The sequence below is a fragment of the Ruegeria sp. HKCCD9138 genome, assembly GCF_057220975.1.
The window spans coordinates 128,069-144,904 of record NZ_JBWVAZ010000001.1 but is presented as its reverse complement, the minus strand read 5'-3'; the positions used below and the strand labels follow the sequence as shown (position 1 = coordinate 144,904).

General features: G+C 58.0%; 20 protein-coding genes. 13 read left to right on the top strand and 7 right to left on the bottom strand.

Annotated elements, in window-relative coordinates; genetic code table 11:
• Genes AC2TEL_RS00765 through AC2TEL_RS00755 form a run of 3 tightly spaced genes read left to right on the top strand, consistent with a single transcriptional unit; the run spans position 1 to position 2,794 of the window.
• Positions 1-1,374: an L-serine ammonia-lyase gene (locus AC2TEL_RS00765; RefSeq protein ID WP_480842394.1), complete on the top strand. Its 1,374-nt coding sequence runs from the start codon at positions 1-3 to the stop codon at positions 1,372-1,374.
• A 40-nt stretch (positions 1,375-1,414) separates the two neighbouring features.
• The gene (locus AC2TEL_RS00760; protein WP_480842396.1) at positions 1,415-1,831 is read left to right on the top strand and encodes a GFA family protein; all 417 of its coding nucleotides are present in this window, start codon (positions 1,415-1,417) and stop codon (positions 1,829-1,831) included.
• 48 nt (positions 1,832-1,879) lie between these two features.
• Positions 1,880-2,794, top strand: a complete 915-nt coding sequence (locus AC2TEL_RS00755) for a DMT family transporter (RefSeq protein WP_480901422.1) — start codon at positions 1,880-1,882, stop codon at positions 2,792-2,794.
• On the opposite strand, the gene AC2TEL_RS00750 is transcribed toward AC2TEL_RS00755, so the two are convergent.
• A complete protein-coding gene (locus AC2TEL_RS00750; protein ID WP_480901421.1) occupies positions 2,739-3,446 on the bottom strand; it encodes a thiamine diphosphokinase in 708 nt (235 codons plus the stop codon). The two genes, AC2TEL_RS00755 and AC2TEL_RS00750, sit on opposite strands and share 56 nt — an antisense overlap.
• Before the next feature lie 120 nt (positions 3,447-3,566).
• Here AC2TEL_RS00750 and AC2TEL_RS00745 point away from each other — a divergent pair, with 120 nt between their 5' ends.
• Positions 3,567-5,312 (top strand): hypothetical protein, encoded by a 1,746-nt coding sequence (locus AC2TEL_RS00745; RefSeq protein WP_480901420.1) that lies wholly within the window; start codon positions 3,567-3,569, stop codon positions 5,310-5,312.
• Positions 5,313-5,523: 211 nt separating this feature from the next.
• Positions 5,524-6,066: an N-acetyltransferase family protein gene (locus AC2TEL_RS00740; RefSeq protein WP_480842403.1), complete on the top strand. Its 543-nt coding sequence runs from the start codon at positions 5,524-5,526 to the stop codon at positions 6,064-6,066.
• Between the two features lie 102 nt (positions 6,067-6,168).
• Here the strand turns inward: AC2TEL_RS00740 and AC2TEL_RS00735 are convergent, their stop codons facing one another.
• The 5 genes from AC2TEL_RS00735 to nthA all read right to left on the bottom strand — a co-directional run bounded on the left by AC2TEL_RS00735 (position 6,169) and on the right by nthA (position 9,541).
• Positions 6,169-6,411: a DUF2842 domain-containing protein gene (locus tag AC2TEL_RS00735; RefSeq protein ID WP_480842405.1), complete on the bottom strand. Its 243-nt coding sequence runs from the start codon at positions 6,409-6,411 to the stop codon at positions 6,169-6,171.
• Positions 6,411-7,703: an adenylosuccinate synthase gene (locus tag AC2TEL_RS00730; RefSeq protein ID WP_480842407.1), complete on the bottom strand. Its 1,293-nt coding sequence runs from the start codon at positions 7,701-7,703 to the stop codon at positions 6,411-6,413. The genes AC2TEL_RS00735 and AC2TEL_RS00730 overlap by 1 nt, the downstream gene beginning before the upstream one ends.
• Before the next feature lie 217 nt (positions 7,704-7,920).
• Positions 7,921-8,256, bottom strand: a complete 336-nt coding sequence (locus AC2TEL_RS00725) for a nitrile hydratase accessory protein (RefSeq protein WP_480901418.1) — start codon at positions 8,254-8,256, stop codon at positions 7,921-7,923.
• Positions 8,253-8,930 (bottom strand): nitrile hydratase subunit beta, encoded by a 678-nt coding sequence (gene nthB / locus AC2TEL_RS00720; RefSeq protein WP_480901416.1) that lies wholly within the window; start codon positions 8,928-8,930, stop codon positions 8,253-8,255. Before nthB ends, AC2TEL_RS00725 begins: the two co-directional genes overlap by 4 nt.
• Positions 8,927-9,541 (bottom strand): nitrile hydratase subunit alpha, encoded by a 615-nt coding sequence (nthA, locus tag AC2TEL_RS00715; protein ID WP_480843027.1) that lies wholly within the window; start codon positions 9,539-9,541, stop codon positions 8,927-8,929. Before nthA ends, nthB begins: the two co-directional genes overlap by 4 nt.
• 150 nt (positions 9,542-9,691) lie before the next feature.
• Between nthA and secG the strand changes: the two genes are divergently transcribed.
• From secG to AC2TEL_RS00695, 4 genes are all read left to right on the top strand, one after another.
• On the top strand, positions 9,692-10,054 hold the full coding sequence (gene secG, locus AC2TEL_RS00710; RefSeq protein ID WP_480843028.1) for a preprotein translocase subunit SecG: 363 nt from the start codon (positions 9,692-9,694) through the stop codon (positions 10,052-10,054).
• A gap of 160 nt (positions 10,055-10,214) precedes the next feature.
• Complete coding sequence (pyrG, locus tag AC2TEL_RS00705) at positions 10,215-11,858, top strand: CTP synthase (RefSeq protein WP_480842413.1); 1,644 nt, start codon at positions 10,215-10,217, stop codon at positions 11,856-11,858.
• Between the two features lie 105 nt (positions 11,859-11,963).
• Complete coding sequence (locus tag AC2TEL_RS00700; RefSeq protein WP_480901415.1) at positions 11,964-12,740, top strand: isocitrate lyase/PEP mutase family protein; 777 nt, start codon at positions 11,964-11,966, stop codon at positions 12,738-12,740.
• Between the two features lie 69 nt (positions 12,741-12,809).
• Positions 12,810-13,103 carry a DUF1330 domain-containing protein gene (locus AC2TEL_RS00695; protein WP_480842416.1) on the top strand — a complete coding sequence of 98 codons (294 nt, stop codon included), beginning with the start codon at positions 12,810-12,812 and terminating at the stop codon, positions 13,101-13,103.
• Between the two features lie 93 nt (positions 13,104-13,196).
• Here the strand turns inward: AC2TEL_RS00695 and AC2TEL_RS00690 are convergent, their stop codons facing one another.
• On the bottom strand, positions 13,197-14,141 hold the full coding sequence (locus tag AC2TEL_RS00690) for a methyltransferase domain-containing protein (RefSeq protein ID WP_480901414.1): 945 nt from the start codon (positions 14,139-14,141) through the stop codon (positions 13,197-13,199).
• A 125-nt stretch (positions 14,142-14,266) separates the two neighbouring features.
• Here AC2TEL_RS00690 and AC2TEL_RS00685 point away from each other — a divergent pair, with 125 nt between their 5' ends.
• From AC2TEL_RS00685 to AC2TEL_RS00670, 4 genes are all read left to right on the top strand, one after another.
• Positions 14,267-14,716 carry a tellurite resistance TerB family protein gene (locus tag AC2TEL_RS00685; protein ID WP_480842420.1) on the top strand — a complete coding sequence of 150 codons (450 nt, stop codon included), beginning with the start codon at positions 14,267-14,269 and terminating at the stop codon, positions 14,714-14,716.
• 20 nt (positions 14,717-14,736) lie between these two features.
• Positions 14,737-15,174: a tellurite resistance TerB family protein gene (locus tag AC2TEL_RS00680; protein ID WP_480842422.1), complete on the top strand. Its 438-nt coding sequence runs from the start codon at positions 14,737-14,739 to the stop codon at positions 15,172-15,174.
• 5 nt (positions 15,175-15,179) lie between these two features.
• Positions 15,180-15,923 carry a phosphate/phosphite/phosphonate ABC transporter substrate-binding protein gene (locus AC2TEL_RS00675; protein ID WP_480843029.1) on the top strand — a complete coding sequence of 248 codons (744 nt, stop codon included), beginning with the start codon at positions 15,180-15,182 and terminating at the stop codon, positions 15,921-15,923.
• 128 nt (positions 15,924-16,051) lie between these two features.
• On the top strand, positions 16,052-16,828 hold the full coding sequence (locus tag AC2TEL_RS00670; RefSeq protein WP_480842424.1) for an ABC transporter ATP-binding protein: 777 nt from the start codon (positions 16,052-16,054) through the stop codon (positions 16,826-16,828).
• The last annotated feature ends 8 nt before the right edge of the window (positions 16,829-16,836 follow it).

Sequence of the window (16,836 nt, the reverse complement as noted above, 5' to 3'; positions counted from 1 at the left end):
ATGTTTCTCTCTGTCTTCGATATGTTCAAAGTGGGCATCGGCCCGTCTTCGTCTCACACCATGGGCCCAATGGTCGCCGCGGCCCGGTTTTTGGACCTGATGCGCGCCTCTCCATTCGACTTCGCGGGTCTGCGCGGGTCTCTTCACGGCTCATTGGCCTTTACCGGTGTGGGTCATGCCACCGACCGGGCCACAATCCTTGGGTTGGCGGGGTTTGTGCCGGACAATTACGACAATGACAAAGCCGAAGCTGCACTGGCCAAAATCACCGAAACGCAATCGGTGTCGCCAGAGGGATTGCCGACCCTGAAGTTCGATCCAAAAGCCGATCTTATCTTCGACTATGAAAACAATCTTCCGGGTCACGCAAACGGTATGGTCCTGATGGCCACGGATGCGCAGGGCGACGTGATCCTGCGGCAGGTTTATTACTCGGTCGGCGGTGGATTCGTGCTGACCGAAGAGGAATTGGCCGAAGGCAAAGACACCAACGACGGTCCCCCGGTGCCCTTCCCGTTTCATTCGGCGGCCGAGATGCTGGAGATGGCAAAGACCAGCGGCAAGAGCATCGCTGCCATGAAGCGCGAGAATGAAATCGCACGCGGCTGTGCCGACAGTTTCGCCAGGGGAACTGCCCGCCTGTGGGAGGTCATGAACAACTGCATCGAACGTGGCCTGACAACGGACGGTATTCTGCCCGGCGGACTGAAGGTCCGCCGCCGCGCCAAAGGCATATACGACGCGCTGATGGCCGAGCGGGGCATGAATCTGACCGCACCGCACACGATCAACGACTGGATGAGCGTTTACGCCATGGCAGTGAACGAAGAAAACGCCGCCGGTGGGCAAGTCGTCACCGCTCCGACCAACGGCGCGGCCGGTACGCTGCCTGCCGTTTTGCGGTATTACCTGGATCACGTTCCAGGCGCATCCGAGAGCCATATCGAGGATTTTCTGCTCACCGCGGCGGCGATCGGAGGTCTGGTCAAATACAACGCCTCGATATCAGGCGCCGAAGCCGGTTGTCAGGCCGAGGTCGGCAGCGCCTCGGCAATGGCAGCAGCAGGCCTTTGTGCAGTTATGGGAGGCACGCCGGAACAGGTGGAAAACGCAGCCGAAATCGCTTTGGAACACCATCTCGGCATGACTTGCGATCCCGTGGCCGGTCTTGTTCAGGTGCCATGCATCGAACGCAACGGTCTGGCCGCGATCAAGGCGGTCTCGGCAGCGTCGCTGGCACTGCGCGGTGATGGGCAGCATTTCGTGCCGCTGGACGCGGTCATCGAAACCATGCGCCAGACCGGTCACGACATGCATGAAAAATATAAGGAAACCTCGCTCGGTGGCTTGGCAGTGAACGTTCCCAACTGCTGACGTATCGCACCGGGCGGCAATGCGGAAAGAGAGGTGACCGATGAACGGTCGTTGTCTGTGCGGTGCAGTCCGGTTCGAGGTCAATCCCCCCGTCCTGTCCTGCGTCACCTGCCACTGCGAAAGCTGCAGACGTCAGTGCTCGGCCCCGATGACCGCATATTTCGGCGTCCGCGATGGCCGCTGGCGCTGGACTGGAGAAGAGCCGCGTCGGTTCAATTCCTCGCCAGGCGTCGAGCGTAGTTTCTGTCCAAACTGCGGTACACCGATGTCCTTTCGCTCGACCTCAATGTCGGATGTGATGCACCTCTACGTGGCGGCTTTGGACAATCCTGAGGTACTGCAACCAACGCTGCACGTGGCCCATGAAGAGAAATTGAGCTGGCTCAAGCTGGATGACGGGCTGCCCAGTTGCATCGGCCCCGATTACACGAAACACCAGCCGCTGACCGACGTTTGACGGGCTCGACTCTTTCCTCGGCATCGACAACCCGCTAGCGTCGCGGTCATGACTCAGGATCGCCCCCTATTCGGCATCATACTGATGCTTGGTTTTTGCATCCTCGCGCCGCTCGGCGATGCAATGGCCAAGCTGTTGGGAGAAACAACACCCATCGGACTGCTTGTGCTTGTCAGATTTGCGGTGCAGGCCATCATCCTGACGCCGCTGGTTCTCCTTACGGGGCGCATTTGGCGGATGCAGGGGCGCATACTGAGACTGACTTTGATACGCACAGTTCTCCATATCATCGGGATCGCGGCAATGTTCAGCGCTCTGCAGTACCTGCCGCTGGCAGATGCGATTGCCATTGCCTTCGTCATGCCTTTCATAATGCTGCTGCTCGGTAAATACGTGCTGGGCGAAAAGGTCGGTCCCCGCCGGTTGATCGCTTGCATCGTGGGATTCATCGGCACGCTGCTGGTGATCCAACCCAGCTTTGCCGCAGTGGGCTTGCCAGCCCTGCTGCCCTTGATCGTCGCCGTTGTTTTCGCACTGTTCATGCTGGTCACCCGGCAGATCGCCAAGGAAATGGACCCGGTGGCGTTACAGGCCGTGTCCGGAGCCATGGCAACGGCAATTCTGTTGCCGCTGCTGTTGCTCGGAACAAGTACCGGGATCCGGGAATTGACCCTGATCCTGCCGATCGACGACATCCACTGGCTGCTGCTGGCGATCGGCATCCTCGGCACCGTCGCACATTTGCTGATGACATGGTCCCTGCGCTATGCGCCATCGGCGACACTGGCGCCCATGCAATACCTGGAGATTCCAGTGGCCACCCTAATTGGTTGGCTGATCTTTCGCGATCTCCCCAACGGGATCGCAGCCTTGGGCATCGCCATTACGATCGGCGCCGGGCTCTATGTCATTTTGCACGAGCGGGCCAGCGCCCGGTCTGGCCCGACAGAAACGCCCGCGTGACCTGATCCAACGCGGCCCGCGGCACCATGACCAATAGTCCGGGCCCTTCCATCTTTAGCTCGACACCCGAAAGGGCACGGTTCGAGGTTCCGACCCGTCCGTCCGGGGACAGCTCCAGCCCGTCGATTGGCCATTCCAGCCCCTTGCTGCACCCGGTTACGCGCCGAAAAGGAAACAATGAGACCGTTTCCCCGGCTTCGACGCTGAAAGCAATCCGCGGCGGCGCATGGAAAATCACCTCACGTTCGCCAAGCAGCACGCAGGGCCGATCCTGTAGCCGTATCAGTGCGTTGAGTACCGCCAATTGATGATCGACGCGCGCTCCCAGAAAGCCGACACCTATAACCAATGGTGCATCGATATTGCGCAGGGCCTTGTCAAAATCCGTGCTGCCCTGTTCCCGAATGGGAAACAAACGATCTGCGGAAATACGGCTTCGATACCCCGGCTCAAGAGAGTCAAAATCCCCGATAACCGCTTCCGGCAGATGCCCCGAATCGATGAGTGCCGCCGCGCCGCCATCAGCCGCGACGACACGATTGACGCGGGCCAGCACCAGATTCGCGTCCTCTGGACCGATATAACCACCGCCAAACAGCGCGATTGGCTCCTCAGCTCGTACAATCGGTCCATTTTTCGTAAGATTGACCATTTTTCCTGCTTTTGGACATAATGAGACCACAAAATGATAGACTCATGGACAAAGTTTCGAGTCGATGCCGTGCACCAAGCTCGGAATTCGGCCTGGTAGTTTGTAAAGGACGTGCGTCTGATGGTACAGAACAACAAGGTATTGACCGTATCCTACGGGACCTTTTCCTGCACTTTGGAAGGCTTTGACGATTCATTTGAAACGATGAAGGCCATTGCCGAATACTTCCGTGATCTGGCAGCAGATGACCGGTACTTCGGATCCGAACCTCCGCAGCCAGACGCCGAAATGCTGACCCGCATCGCGCAGCGCGATATCGCACGCAAAGTAGAGGCCAGCCAGAACGACAGCGGTCTGCTGTTGCGCGCCACGGCAGAGCCCCCCGCCGCCGCGCCCATCGCCAGCCCCCCTGCCCCGGAGGCACCCGCCGAACCGGAAATGCCATCCGTCGAAACCCCGGCCTCTGCCGCAGGTGCGCCGGCCGCCGATAGTATCGCTGCAAAGCTGCAACGTATTCGCGCCGTGGTTTCGCATTCCAATGAAAACCCGCCGCAGTTTGGCGAGGATGAGGAGAACGGCTTTATCAAACCGGCGGAACCTCAGGTAGACGCGATTTCCGCCGCTTTTGAAGCCGGTGCGCTGAACCCCGCCGATCTGACGGAAAGTGAAGCCAAGGTCGAAACCGACGAACCAGCTGATGCAGCACCGGCGGTCGAAATGCCCGAACCGGAAGAGGCGGAAATGCCCGAACCGGAAGAGTATGAAGAAGCCGTTGAGCCACCCGAACAGATTGAAACTGAAGTTCTGTCCGAAACCGACGAATTGGAAGACGTCGGTTCCACCGATCTGGAAGAAGCTCAGGTATCGATCGAGACCGCCTTTGAAGAGGACGATGAGACGCTGAACGAAATTCTGGCTCTGACCGGAGCAGATGCCGTCGAAGCGGAGGAAGTCGAAGATACGGAACCTGAACAACCCGAAGTCACCTCGGAAGACGTTCTGTTCACCGAAGCTGAAGCCCCAGAAGACGAAACGGAAACGGAAGACATCCGCAACATTCTCAGCGAAGAAGAAGAGGAAGCTCAGGACGCTGACGAACCGGTCTCTGAAACAGCCGCAAGTGTTCTGAGCGCCGAAGATGAAGCCGACCTGCTGGAAGAGATTTCACTGGTCGAGGCAGAGCTTTCGGCGCGTTCTGATCGCAACGGGCCAGAGGACAGCGATCTGGATCAGGACGTCTCGCGCCTGATGGACACAGCTGACGCCCGCATGGACGATCCCGCAACCAACGACCAGCGCGAAACCTATTCGCACTTGCGCACCGCAGTGGCCGCGACCGAAGCCGAACGTGGCGCTAAAAATGAAGCCGAGTCTGAAGATGCGGATTATCGCGGTGATCTGGCGTCGGTCGTCAGTCCGCGCCGCCCCGAGGTTAATGTTACAAGCATTCGCCCGCAGTCCGATGCTCCTGCACCGCTGAAACTGGTGGCCGAGCAGCGCGTGGACACCGATGATCAGGAAACCGGCCCGGTTACACCTCGGCGCATCCAGTCCTCACAGGATGAGGCGAACGAAGAGGGTGGCTTTGCCGCTTTCGCTCAGGAACAGGGTGCACAATCACTGTCCGACTTGCTGGAGGCCGCAGCCGCGTATCTTTCCTTCATCGAAGGACAGGAGCAATTTTCGCGTCCGCAACTGATGAACAAGGTTCGCTCGCTCAAGCAGGACGATTTCAACCGCGAGGAAAGCCTGCGCTCTTTCGGTCAGTTACTACGTGACGGGAAGATCGAAAAGGCTGGTGGCGGCCGGTTTTCGGCTTCGACCGAGATAGGCTTTCGGCCACACGACACGCGCGCTGCGGGATAGTTCAAAGTAACCTCCCCCTCGACAAAAGGGCCAGAGGCAACCTCTGGCCCTTGATTATCTCAATATGCATGGCTTTTGAGCATATGGCCCGGGCAAGTCAGTTCCGGGTTCCGATTGGGGATCAAATGCTATGCTGCAACGCAGAAAGATGTTAATACAGAGTCGAAATTAGACCTCGTCGCCTTGTCCCGTCTCGATCCGAGGAACCGGTATGTATGACCTTGCAATCCGACGTCTGCGCATATTCGACAAACCCCAGATCAGCACACATTTTCAGAGCCTCGATGACGCGGCCCTGAAATCCCGATTTGGCATGGTTATCGCGCCCGAAAAGGTGACGCGTTATGTTTCAGGTATTTTTGACGACTCGGCTCTGATCTATGGCGCTTTTCCCGACAGCCACCTACGCGGCGTGGCTGAATTGCGCCCCACGGATGGTGATGGACCCGGCATTGCAGAGGCGGCTATCACTGTTGAAACCCCATGGCAGGATCGCGGAATAGGCGACGCGCTTTTGTCACGGATCATTGCTGCGGCGCGCAACCGCAGAATTCGCGAGGTGCAATTGCTGTGTCTCGCGACTAATCAGAAAATGCGCCACTTGGCGCGCAAGCATGATGCAGAGCTAAGCCTGGTGACCGGTCAGGTCGCAGCAACACTGACGCCAGCCTGGCCTAGTCCGATGAGTATGGCCGAGGAAATCGCGGGCGAGTACCATGCCTTTGCCCGCGCGATATTTCGCTGGCCGGAATAGCCCCACCGATCCTGGTGCCAGCGCGAGCTATCAACGCCCATCACTGCCGGGCACCACTGTACCAACCAATCCACCGGGCAGACCCGTATCGAGCAATGAGGCTCAGTTCGTGTCCTGATCCGGGTCCTCTTTACCAACCCCCCTGAACACGAACTTGAACGGCAGGGCCCACAGGATGCCCAGCCCGACATAAACCAGCAGTTCCAACCAAATCGGAGGGCGATCCAGCCAGTTCAGTACGGTCACGACAGCGACAATATACAAAGGCAGTCCAACCAAAAGCAGCACCAGCGACCAGCGCCGCCGAGCCTTGTAACTCAGGCCGGGTTTGTCGCGACCGCTCATCAGTCGGCAAACGGGTCGGTCACCAGAATGGTGTCGTCCCGCTCCGGGCTTGTGGATAGCAACGCGACCGGACACTCGATCAGCTCCTCGACCCGGCGTACATATTTGATCGCGTTCGCCGGCAGCTCAGCCCAGCTGCGCGCACCTTCGGTGGATTCGCTCCACCCGGGCATTTCCTCATAAATCGGCATGCAACGGGCCTGTTGATCTGCAGCCGTGGGCAGATAGTCCAGACGCTGGCCGTCCAGCTCGTATCCCACACAGATTTTAAGGGTTTCGAATCCGTCCAGCACGTCCAGCTTGGTCAGGGAAATGCCGTTCACACCGCTTGTCGCACAGGTCTGGCGCACCAAACAGGCGTCGAACCAGCCGCAGCGGCGTTTACGGCCAGTCGTGGTACCGAATTCGTGCCCACGCTCACCAAGACGTTGACCGTCATCATCATCCAGCTCTGTCGGGAACGGTCCCTCACCAACGCGGGTGGTATAGGCTTTGACGATACCGAGTACGAAGTCGATAGATCCTGGACCAATGCCCACACCTGTTGCCGCCTGTCCCGCAATGACATTCGAAGAGGTCACAAACGGATAGGTCCCGAAATCAATGTCCAACAGCGCCCCTTGCGCCCCTTCGAACAGGATGCGTTTGCCCGCCTTGCGCTTTTCGTTCATGACCTTCCAAACAGGCCCGGCGAACTCCAGAATACTTGGTGCGACTTCCTTTAACTGTGCAATCAGCGCATCGCGATCAATGGGCTCCAAACCCAGGCCGCTGCGCAATGCATTATGATGAACCAGAGCACGGTCCACACGCAGCGCCAGCGTGGCGTCATCGGCAAGGTCAGCCACCCGGATGACCCGGCGGCCCACCTTATCCTCATAACAGGGTCCGATGCCGCGGCCAGTCGTACCGATTTTGGCAACTGAGTTTTGGCTTTCTCGCGCCCTGTCCAGTTCTCCGTGGAAAGGCAGAATCAGCGGCGTGTTCTCAGCAATCATCAGGGTCTCAGGCGTGATTTCCACGCCCTGCGCCCGGATGGTTTCGATCTCTTTCAGCAGGTTCCACGGGTCCAGAACCACACCATTGCCGATCACGCTCAGCTTGCCGCCGCGGACTACGCCCGACGGCAGCGCGTGCAGCTTGTAAACCTCGCCATCTATCACCAGCGTATGACCTGCGTTGTGCCCACCCTGAAAACGCGCGATCACATCAGCCCGTTCGCTGAGCCAGTCGACGATCTTGCCTTTCCCCTCGTCGCCCCACTGGGCGCCGACAACAACCACGTTGGCCATATCCGGTCCTTTTGCGCTGAGTATTCAAACCCGGCTCATATAGCGGCGCTCGGACGACAGGGAAACCGGTATTTCGCCGCAGTCCAAATTCGCGCGTTCCGCGCGATGCCTCCGGCGGGGATATTTGGGGCCAGATGAAGTGAGGATCCCCTGCTTCATCTGGCTGAAAATATCCCGGGGGAGTCGTCCGGAACGGACGGCGGGGGCAGCGCCCCCTTTACGAGCCAGCCAGACGCACCGGTTGCCCATGGGGCGTCTTCAGATAAGCTTCTTCCCAGGCCCTGGTGAATGCCGACACATCCTCTGGGGACGCGCGCCCCTGCTCCGCCAGCAAACTCTCAAGTGTTTCCAGCCAAGCGTTGAAATAATCCTCGCCACCGTCCAGTTCCCGATCGAGTCCATGTCGTCTCAATGTGTCGGAAAATCGGCCGGCCCAATCGGGCCAGCCGAAGCAACCGGCCTCGTTCAGCGCAACCGTGACGGCAAAGACCTGCGCATGCCAAGGCTGGGCGAAAACAGGTTCCGGAGCCGAATACGTGACGCAACTACTCATGCCCGCTCCAGATAAGATTGCCAAAGATCCAGCACCACCTCGTCCCCGGGATGTTCCGGCGCGACCCAAAGCTCGGAGGCCGGAAATGCCACGGCATAAAGCGGCTCTGGTGACTCGCCCAAGCCATGGGCATTGGAATCCGGCAAGACGTGGGTGCCGTGCAGCCGAACTATACGGCCTTTTGCCCCTGCCGCGTAGACCGGCAGCCGCGTGTGCCCGCCATCCACCATCCGGCTCGCGGCTGGGTGTATTGTTTGAACTGCCTGTCCAATTTCAAACTTTACGGCGACATTCGAAGGTCGGACCGCCGGACCTCCTTTTGCCAACGCAGCAGCAACGGATTCGGCTTTCAGCGCACGCGCGGCCAATGGATGTTCCCCGCGATCGTTCGCACCGCGCAGATCATCCAGCGTCAACACGCCTTTTTCGACCAACAGATCCGCCAGGCCCGCAATCCACTTCTCGTAATAGGAAAACCTTGCATAGTCCTTTGGTGACAGACGCTCGCGCGCGTGGCGGGAAGTGTCGATATTCCATTGCCCCAGAAACCCCGAAGCCAGTGTCACTGCCAGCGCCCGTGCATGCCAATCCTCTGAAAAAACTGGTGCATCCTCAGCTTCGGGGCAAATCGGACCATCGCCAAAACGACCGCCCATGTCATGAACGCGGGTCATGAGGGCACCTTTGCCAAACCTGTTCCGATCATGCTGTCGCGGGTCACGAGCAGCGCAAGTTCATCTTCGTCCAGCCCTTCTGTGCCCTCAGGGCGCATCGGCAAGACAAGATAACGAATCTCAGCCGTCGAATCCCAGACACGAACCGAGGTGTTCTTGGGCAGGGTCACGCCAAACTCGGCCAGCACTTTGCGCGGTTCGCGTACGGCGCGCGCGCGGTAGGCGTCGGATTTGTACCATCCCGGAGGAATACCCAGCAGCGGCCACGGGTAGCAACTGCACAGCGTACACACGACCATGTTGTGCTGCTCCGGAGTGTTTTCGACCACAACCATATGCTCACCCTGACGACCGTAGTAGCCAAGATCGGCGACCACCGGCGTTGCATCTTCCAGCAGAGCCGCCTTGAAGACAGGATCGCTCCAGGCTTTTGCGACAACACGCGCGCCATTTTGCGGACCGATCTTGTTCTGATAGGTGTCGACAATCTCATCCAGTGCAGCCGGATCAATCAACCCCTTGCGGGTCAGAATCGTTTCCAGCGCCTTGACTCGGAGCGCAGGTTCAGGCGGCAGCAGAGCGTGCGGGTGGTCGTGATCGTCATGAGGCATTGGCGTAGCCTGCGTCACGGATTGCCACACTGTCCAGTCCCTTTGCCGTGATCAGGCGTATCACGGGTCGTGATGACAACTCCTCCCTTGCCCCCGATGGCAAACTTGCATAAGTACCACGCGATACACGCCACGCTGTACAGGACCACCATGGAAAACGTCGTTCTCATCATCCACCTTCTGTTGGCCCTGGGCCTGATTGCCGTTGTTCTGATGCAGCGGTCCGAAGGCGGTGGCCTGGGCATGGGTGGCGGCGGTGGTGCCATGACGGGCCGTGCGGCAGCGACGGCACTGGGCAAACTGACCTGGCTGCTGGCCGCGTGTTTTATCGTAACCTCGATCACGTTGACCATACTGGCCGCTCAGAAGTCATCGGGCAGCTCGGTTATCGACCGGCTGGGCATTCCGGCTCCGGCCCCGGCTGAGGAAGCCACACCGGCGGTTCCGTCCGCAGATGATCTGCTGCCTCCGACACAGGGCGACAACGCGCCGCTGATTCCCCAGGCGGACTGATCCACAAAACCTAGAAACTTGAAAGAGAGCTGCAACAGCATCTTGCGGTTCTCTTGCGCATTTTGCGCGAATCCTTTATACGTGAAGTCCCGTGATGCAGCGGTTTTTTGGAACCGCCGGGCAGTTGATAATGACGTCTCACGGGAGCAGCCGAAAAAACATGGCGCGTTTTATTTTCATCACTGGTGGTGTTGTTTCGTCCTTGGGCAAAGGACTGGCTTCAGCGGCCTTGGGCGCATTGTTGCAGGCACGGGGATACTCGGTGCGTCTTCGCAAACTTGACCCGTACCTGAACGTTGACCCCGGCACTATGTCACCGTTTGAGCATGGCGAAGTGTTTGTCACCGATGACGGAGCCGAAACCGATCTGGACCTTGGCCATTACGAACGTTTCACCGGTGTGGCGGCGCGCAAAACCGACTCGGTCAGTTCGGGCCGGATTTACTCCAACGTGCTGGAGAAGGAACGCCGCGGCGACTACCTCGGCAAGACCATTCAGGTGATTCCGCACGTCACCAACGAGATCAAGGATTTCATCGCCATCGGTGAGGATGAGGTCGATTTCATGCTGTGTGAGATCGGCGGCACCGTGGGCGATATCGAGGGCTTGCCCTTCTTCGAGGCCATCCGTCAGTTCAGCCAGGACAAGCCACGCGGACAGTGCATCTTTATGCACCTGACGCTACTGCCCTACATCAAAGCCTCCGGCGAGCTGAAAACCAAGCCGACCCAGCACTCGGTGAAGGAACTGCGCTCGATCGGTCTGGCGCCCGACATTCTGGTTTGCCGCTCCGAAGGTCCGATCCCGACCAAAGAGCGTGAGAAACTGGCCCTGTTCTGTAACGTCCGCCCGGACAGCGTGATTGCGGCGCAGGACCTTTCCACCATCTACGACGCTCCGCTGGCCTATCACCGCGAAGGGTTGGATCAGGCAGTTCTGGACGCGTTCCAGATCAGCCCTGCCCCCAAGCCCGATCTGGCAAAATGGGAAGACGTCAGTGACCGCATCCACAATGCTGAAGGCGAAGTGAAAGTCGCCATTGTTGGGAAATACACTCAACTGGAAGACGCCTACAAATCGATTGCCGAAGCTTTGACCCATGGTGGTATGGCCAATCGCGTCAAGGTCAAGGTCGAGTGGGTCGATGCCGAGATATTCGACACCGAAGACCCGGCCCCGCATCTGGAGGGCTTCCACGCGATCCTCGTACCCGGCGGTTTTGGCGAACGCGGAACCGAGGGCAAGATCAAGGCCGCGCAATATGCCCGTGAACATAAGGTGCCATACCTAGGCATCTGTCTGGGTATGCAGATGGCAGTGATCGAAGCAGCCCGAAACGCGGCGGGCATTGCCGAGGCGGGCTCGGAAGAGTTTGATCACGAGGCCGGAAAAAAACGTTTTGAACCCGTAGTTTACCACCTCAAAGAGTGGGTGCAGGGCAACTATAAAGTGCAGCGTGGTGTAGATGACGACAAGGGCGGCACGATGCGACTGGGCGCCTATAACGCCGTTCTGGCCGAAGGCTCCAAAGTGGCCGAAGTTTATGGTGGCACCAATATCGAAGAACGCCATCGCCATCGCTATGAGGTGGACATAAAATATCGTGACAAGCTGGAAAAAGCGGGCCTGAATTTCTCGGGCATGTCCCCCGACGGACGCCTGCCTGAAATCGTCGAATGGTCCGATCATCCGTGGTTTATCGGTGTTCAGTACCATCCGGAGCTGAAGTCCAAGCCGTTTGAACCGCACCCCTTGTTCCGCGATTTCGTGCGGGCTGCGAAAGAGACCTCACGACTGGTCTGATCAATCCTGCAGGTCACCGCAATGTGACAGCCGCCGCGAAAACAACTATACGCGGCCGCCCGTTACGAGGTTAACTGTCAGCAAAGCGCTGACAGGAGACCGACCATGACAGATCAGAACACACGAGCAGAAAACTTCACCGTCCTGCACAAAAAGGGTGACCCTGTCATCCTATTCAACATCTGGGACGCTGGCAGCGCCGCCGCGGTGCGGGATGCGGGTGCAAAAGCAATTGCAACCGGCAGCGCTCCGGTTGCCATGGCGCAGGGATTCTCTGACGGGCAGAACATCCCGTTGGAAACGGCGCTGGACAATGCCCGCCGAATAGTTGGCGCTGTGGATGTCCCGGTGACCCTGGATTTCGAAGGAGCCTATGCCGAAGACGTTCCCGGCATCGCTGCTAACGTACAGCGCGCACTTGAAACCGGTGTCATCGGTTTCAATTTCGAAGATCAAATCGTTGGCACCAAAGAACTTTACGACATCGAAACCCAGGCGGCGCGGGTCAGCGCGATGCGTGAGGGGTGCGACGCAGCGGGTATTACTGCTTTCATCAATGCACGAACCGATATTTTCCTCAAAGCGCACCCTGACACTCATAGCGAGGCGATGCTTGATGATGCTGTCGCGCGCGCCAAAGCTTACGAAGAGTCTGGAGCCAGCGGTTTTTTTGCCCCCGGTTTGAAAGACGAAGCGTTGATTGCTTCGCTTTGCGATGCGACTGATCTGCCAGTGAACATTATCGCCCTGCCCGGAACACCGGATACGCCCACTCTGGCCAAGCTTGGTGTAGCACGTGTCAGCTATGGCCCTGTGCCTTACAGACAGATGGTGGCATGGTTGCAGGACAAGGCGCGCGAGGCATTGCAAGCATCTAACTGAATTCCATTTCGGGATTGCAATTCAGCGATATCCTAAGCACCCTGCGCCAAGATTACAGGAGGATGCCACTTGGCCAAAGGATACTGGGTTGCTCATGTCGACGTGGACGACATGGAAGCATACAAGAAGTACATCGCTGCCAATGCTGCCCCGTTCGCGGAATATGGGGCAAAATTCCTGGTGCGAGGCGGCGAGCGCATCGAAAAGGAAGGTCAGGCCCGTGCCCGCACGGTTGTGATTGAGTTCCCAAGTTACGAACAAGCTCTGGCCTGTTACGAGAGTGACAGTTATCAGCGGGCCAAAGCTTTGCGCGATCCGGTGTCGACCGGAGAATTGGTGATTATTCAGGGCTATGACGGGTAAGTCATAACTCTCGACAAACCCGATTGAGGCTTTTGTCCACGAAACTTGGCAAAACCCGTGCCGCAACGCCTCCTCAGCGAGCGACACCAAGCATTAACGCTGCTTTTTTGCCCGTCTGCGCGACAGCCTTCTGTTGTTCAGCCTTTTTACTATTCCTAACGGGTTCGATCGTGTGCAGTCGGCTCTCTCATTCCACAGGCGATGTAGCAGATTCCGACGAAAAGCTTCATATTCCTCGGCATTCATCCCAGGGACTTCTGCTGCTGGCTTCTCTAGCTTGATCAGGAACTCAATCCCGACAGGATCACCAACTTCTACGACGGAGAGAGACGTGAGGCCCAAATATCGGCAGTCTTCGAGCATCAATTGAGCTGAACTTGGCGTCATGACCGAACAATGTACGTCAGCATATGGGCTATCTGCGTCAGTCTTTTGCCAGCGCGTCCAGAGCGCAGCCGGATCATTCTGTAACCTCAGAGAGGCGGTCTCCGTTTTGTTGCTGACCGGAAGCACTGCGTCTCCCTGCGCCTCAAAAGCCAAAAAGTAGTTCGAGTCGAAGACCTGTCTGGCCGTTGGCTTCTGCCGGTCTTCGTGAAAACCTTCCAGCCATTCAGAAAGCACAGTGGGCGGGCGAAAATAATCGAAACAAAGCCGACCATCCGGTACGTGCATGATCAACTGCCCGCCGGGCTTCAACAAAAGCTCGCACGCTTGCAGAAACTTAATTGGATTAGGCAGATGCTCGAAATTGTGCGAGCTGTAGATGTAATCGAAAGTCCCGAATTCGTGCTGAGGAACCGTCGAAGCAAGTTCCGTCGCACTGCCGACATAGTCCACCTCTTCAATCAACCCGTACTTGTCCGACGCGATTGACGGATCATTTTTTGCGTTCTCCATCAAATCTTTAGCAGGAAAAACGTCAGCGGATTTGGAGTTGAACCCTTTGGACTTTGGAACAAGCGGATTGAACCATGGGGCAATCTCCAAACCTTTTTGAGTTTTGCGCAGGCCCAGCGCTGAGGGAGATCGTTTTACCAAGTGCAAGATCCTTTGGAATACAAGATGGGCGACACGCCGCCACTTGAGCGTACGCTGGTTGCTCCGGTACGGTGTTACTACATTTCATACTTGGCCAAGCTCTCAGTGTCGATTAGGTGTTTGGTATGCTAAAGAAACTCTTTCAGGCCTTTCGACCGCCTCAGAACACGACCCTGCCCGACCCTGACGCCGAACTGGCCCTGGGGGCATTGATGGTGCGCGTGGCGCAGGCGGATCGGGATTACAAACTGGAAGAAATCAGTCTGATCGACCGCATCCTCGCCCGCCTCTACCAGCACAATGCGATAGAGGCCGCCAAGGTTCGCGCCACATGCGAGAAACTGCACGCTGCCGCGCCTGAAACCGATACGTTTGGCAAGCTGATCCGCGAAACCACGGACCTGCAGGAACGACTGGCTGCACTGGATGCGCTGTGGGAGATTGTCCTGGCCGACGGCAACTCGGACGAAGGCGAGATCAAGATCGTCGAAGAGGCACGTGCCGCAATGGGCCTCAGCTACAATGACAGCAAGGCCTCACGCGAGCGGGTGCAAAGCCGCTTGGAAGCCAGCTAAGCTGCGTCTATATCTTGCGTATGTTCAAGGATTTCCTGTCCCGGCTTACGCAGCCTCAGCCCGACCCGCTTGTTGAAGATGACGCCCGACTGGCCCTGACTGCCTTATTGGTTCGCATTGCCAGATCCGACAACGATTATGCCGATACCGAAATGGCCCGGATCGACCGGATTTCAGCCCAGCGTTACGGCTTATCTCCATTCGAAGCCGCGTCCCTGCGTGCCCGTGCCGAGGATCTGGAGGCCGAGGCCCCTGATACCGTCCGTTTCACCCGCGCTATCAAAGAGGCAATCGAATACGATGATCGTCTGGCCGTGGTGCAGGCGATGTGGTCGGTTGCGCTGGCTGACGGGCATCGAACGGGAGAAGAGGATTCGCTGCTGCGACTGGTGGTCAGCCTTTTGGGCATCAGCGACGTGGATTCGGCCTTGGCCCGGCAGAAGGCTGAAAAATCGTGACGGCGATGCTTGGCATGTACGACATGCCTGCCTTGCAAGCCGCCAATGACAGTTTCTGGACGCTGATTCGATACCACCTTGGGTACGGCCCCACAAAACTTGACCGTGATCGCGACTTCTGGGACGTCTGGATGGACCCGGGGTTGGTATTTGCACAAACCTGCGGTATGCCCTACCGAACCCGCCTGCATGGCAAGGTTCAATTGGTTGGTACACCGGATTACGGACTAACTGGTTGTCCGCCGGGGTATTATCGCTCGATCATCGTCGCGCGGCGGGATGATTCCCGCGATCTGGATCAGCTTGCCGAGGGTGTTTTTGCCTTTAACGAGGCCCTGTCTCAATCCGGCTGGGCCGCGCCCATGGTTCACTTTGGCAAGCACAGCAAAATTCCTAGGACAATTCTGGAAACCGGTGGGCACGCTTTGTCGGCTCAGGCAGTCGCGGAAGGACGTGCAGACTATGCGTCGTTGGACGCGCTGACCTGGGAATTGCTCAAGGAACATAGCGATCTCGGCGCAAAGCTACGCGAAACTGCTGCCACGACTCCGACCCCCGTACTGCCCTACATTACTGCCAATGGACAGGATGCGCGCAGTGTCGCCCGCGCTGTGCGTGACGCCATCGGAAATTTGTCACGCACCGAGCGGGAATTGTTGCATCTGTGCGACCTGATCGACATCCCGGCGGAACACTATCTGGCCGTACCCAATCCGCCCGCGCCAGAGGCCATCCTGCGCAATCCCTGACCGATTTGACCAAAACCTCTGGTCATTTTGGAGGTTTCAGGTCCGGAACGTGTCATTTGCGCATTGCATTGGACGATTTTTTCAGCCCTAGTACCGCACCAACACAACCAACAATGCCTGGATCGCCCGTGACAGAGACCGCGCCCGTAATCGAGATCAAGAACCTGCACAAAAGCTTCGGAAATCTCGAGGTGTTGAAAGGGGTGGACATCACGGCGCATCGCGGGGACGTCGTTTCTCTGATCGGATCGTCCGGGTCAGGAAAATCGACCCTTCTGCGCTGCTGCAACCTGCTGGAGGACAGCCAGGAAGGCGAGATTCTGTTCAAAGGCGAACCTGTAAGCTGGACCGGTAACCACAACCATCGCCGTCCGGCCGACCCCAAACAGGTGCTGCGCATTCGCACAAACCTGTCAATGGTGTTCCAACAGTTCAATCTTTGGGCTCACATGACGATCCTTCAGAACGTGATGGAGGCACCTGTGACCGTTCTGGGCCGCGACCGGGCCGAGGTCGAGGACAGCGCCCGCAAATACCTTGAGAAAGTGGGCATCGGCGACAAATGCGATGTTTACCCGGCGCAGTTGTCCGGCGGCCAGCAGCAGCGCGCGGCCATCGCCCGCGGACTTTGCATGGAACCCGAGGCGCTGTTGTTCGATGAACCGACCTCAGCGCTCGATCCCGAGCTGGAACAGGAAGTGATCAAGGTTATCAAGGATCTGGCCGCCGAAGGCCGCACCATGATCATCGTGACCCATGACATGAAGATGGCGGCTGACATATCCAGCCATGTCGTGTTTCTGCATCAGGGCCTGATCGAGGAAGAAGGCACACCCGAAGATATTTTCACCACCCCTGAATCCAAACGGCTTCAGGGCTTTCTCTCCGCCACTCAGGCGGCATAATCTACGGA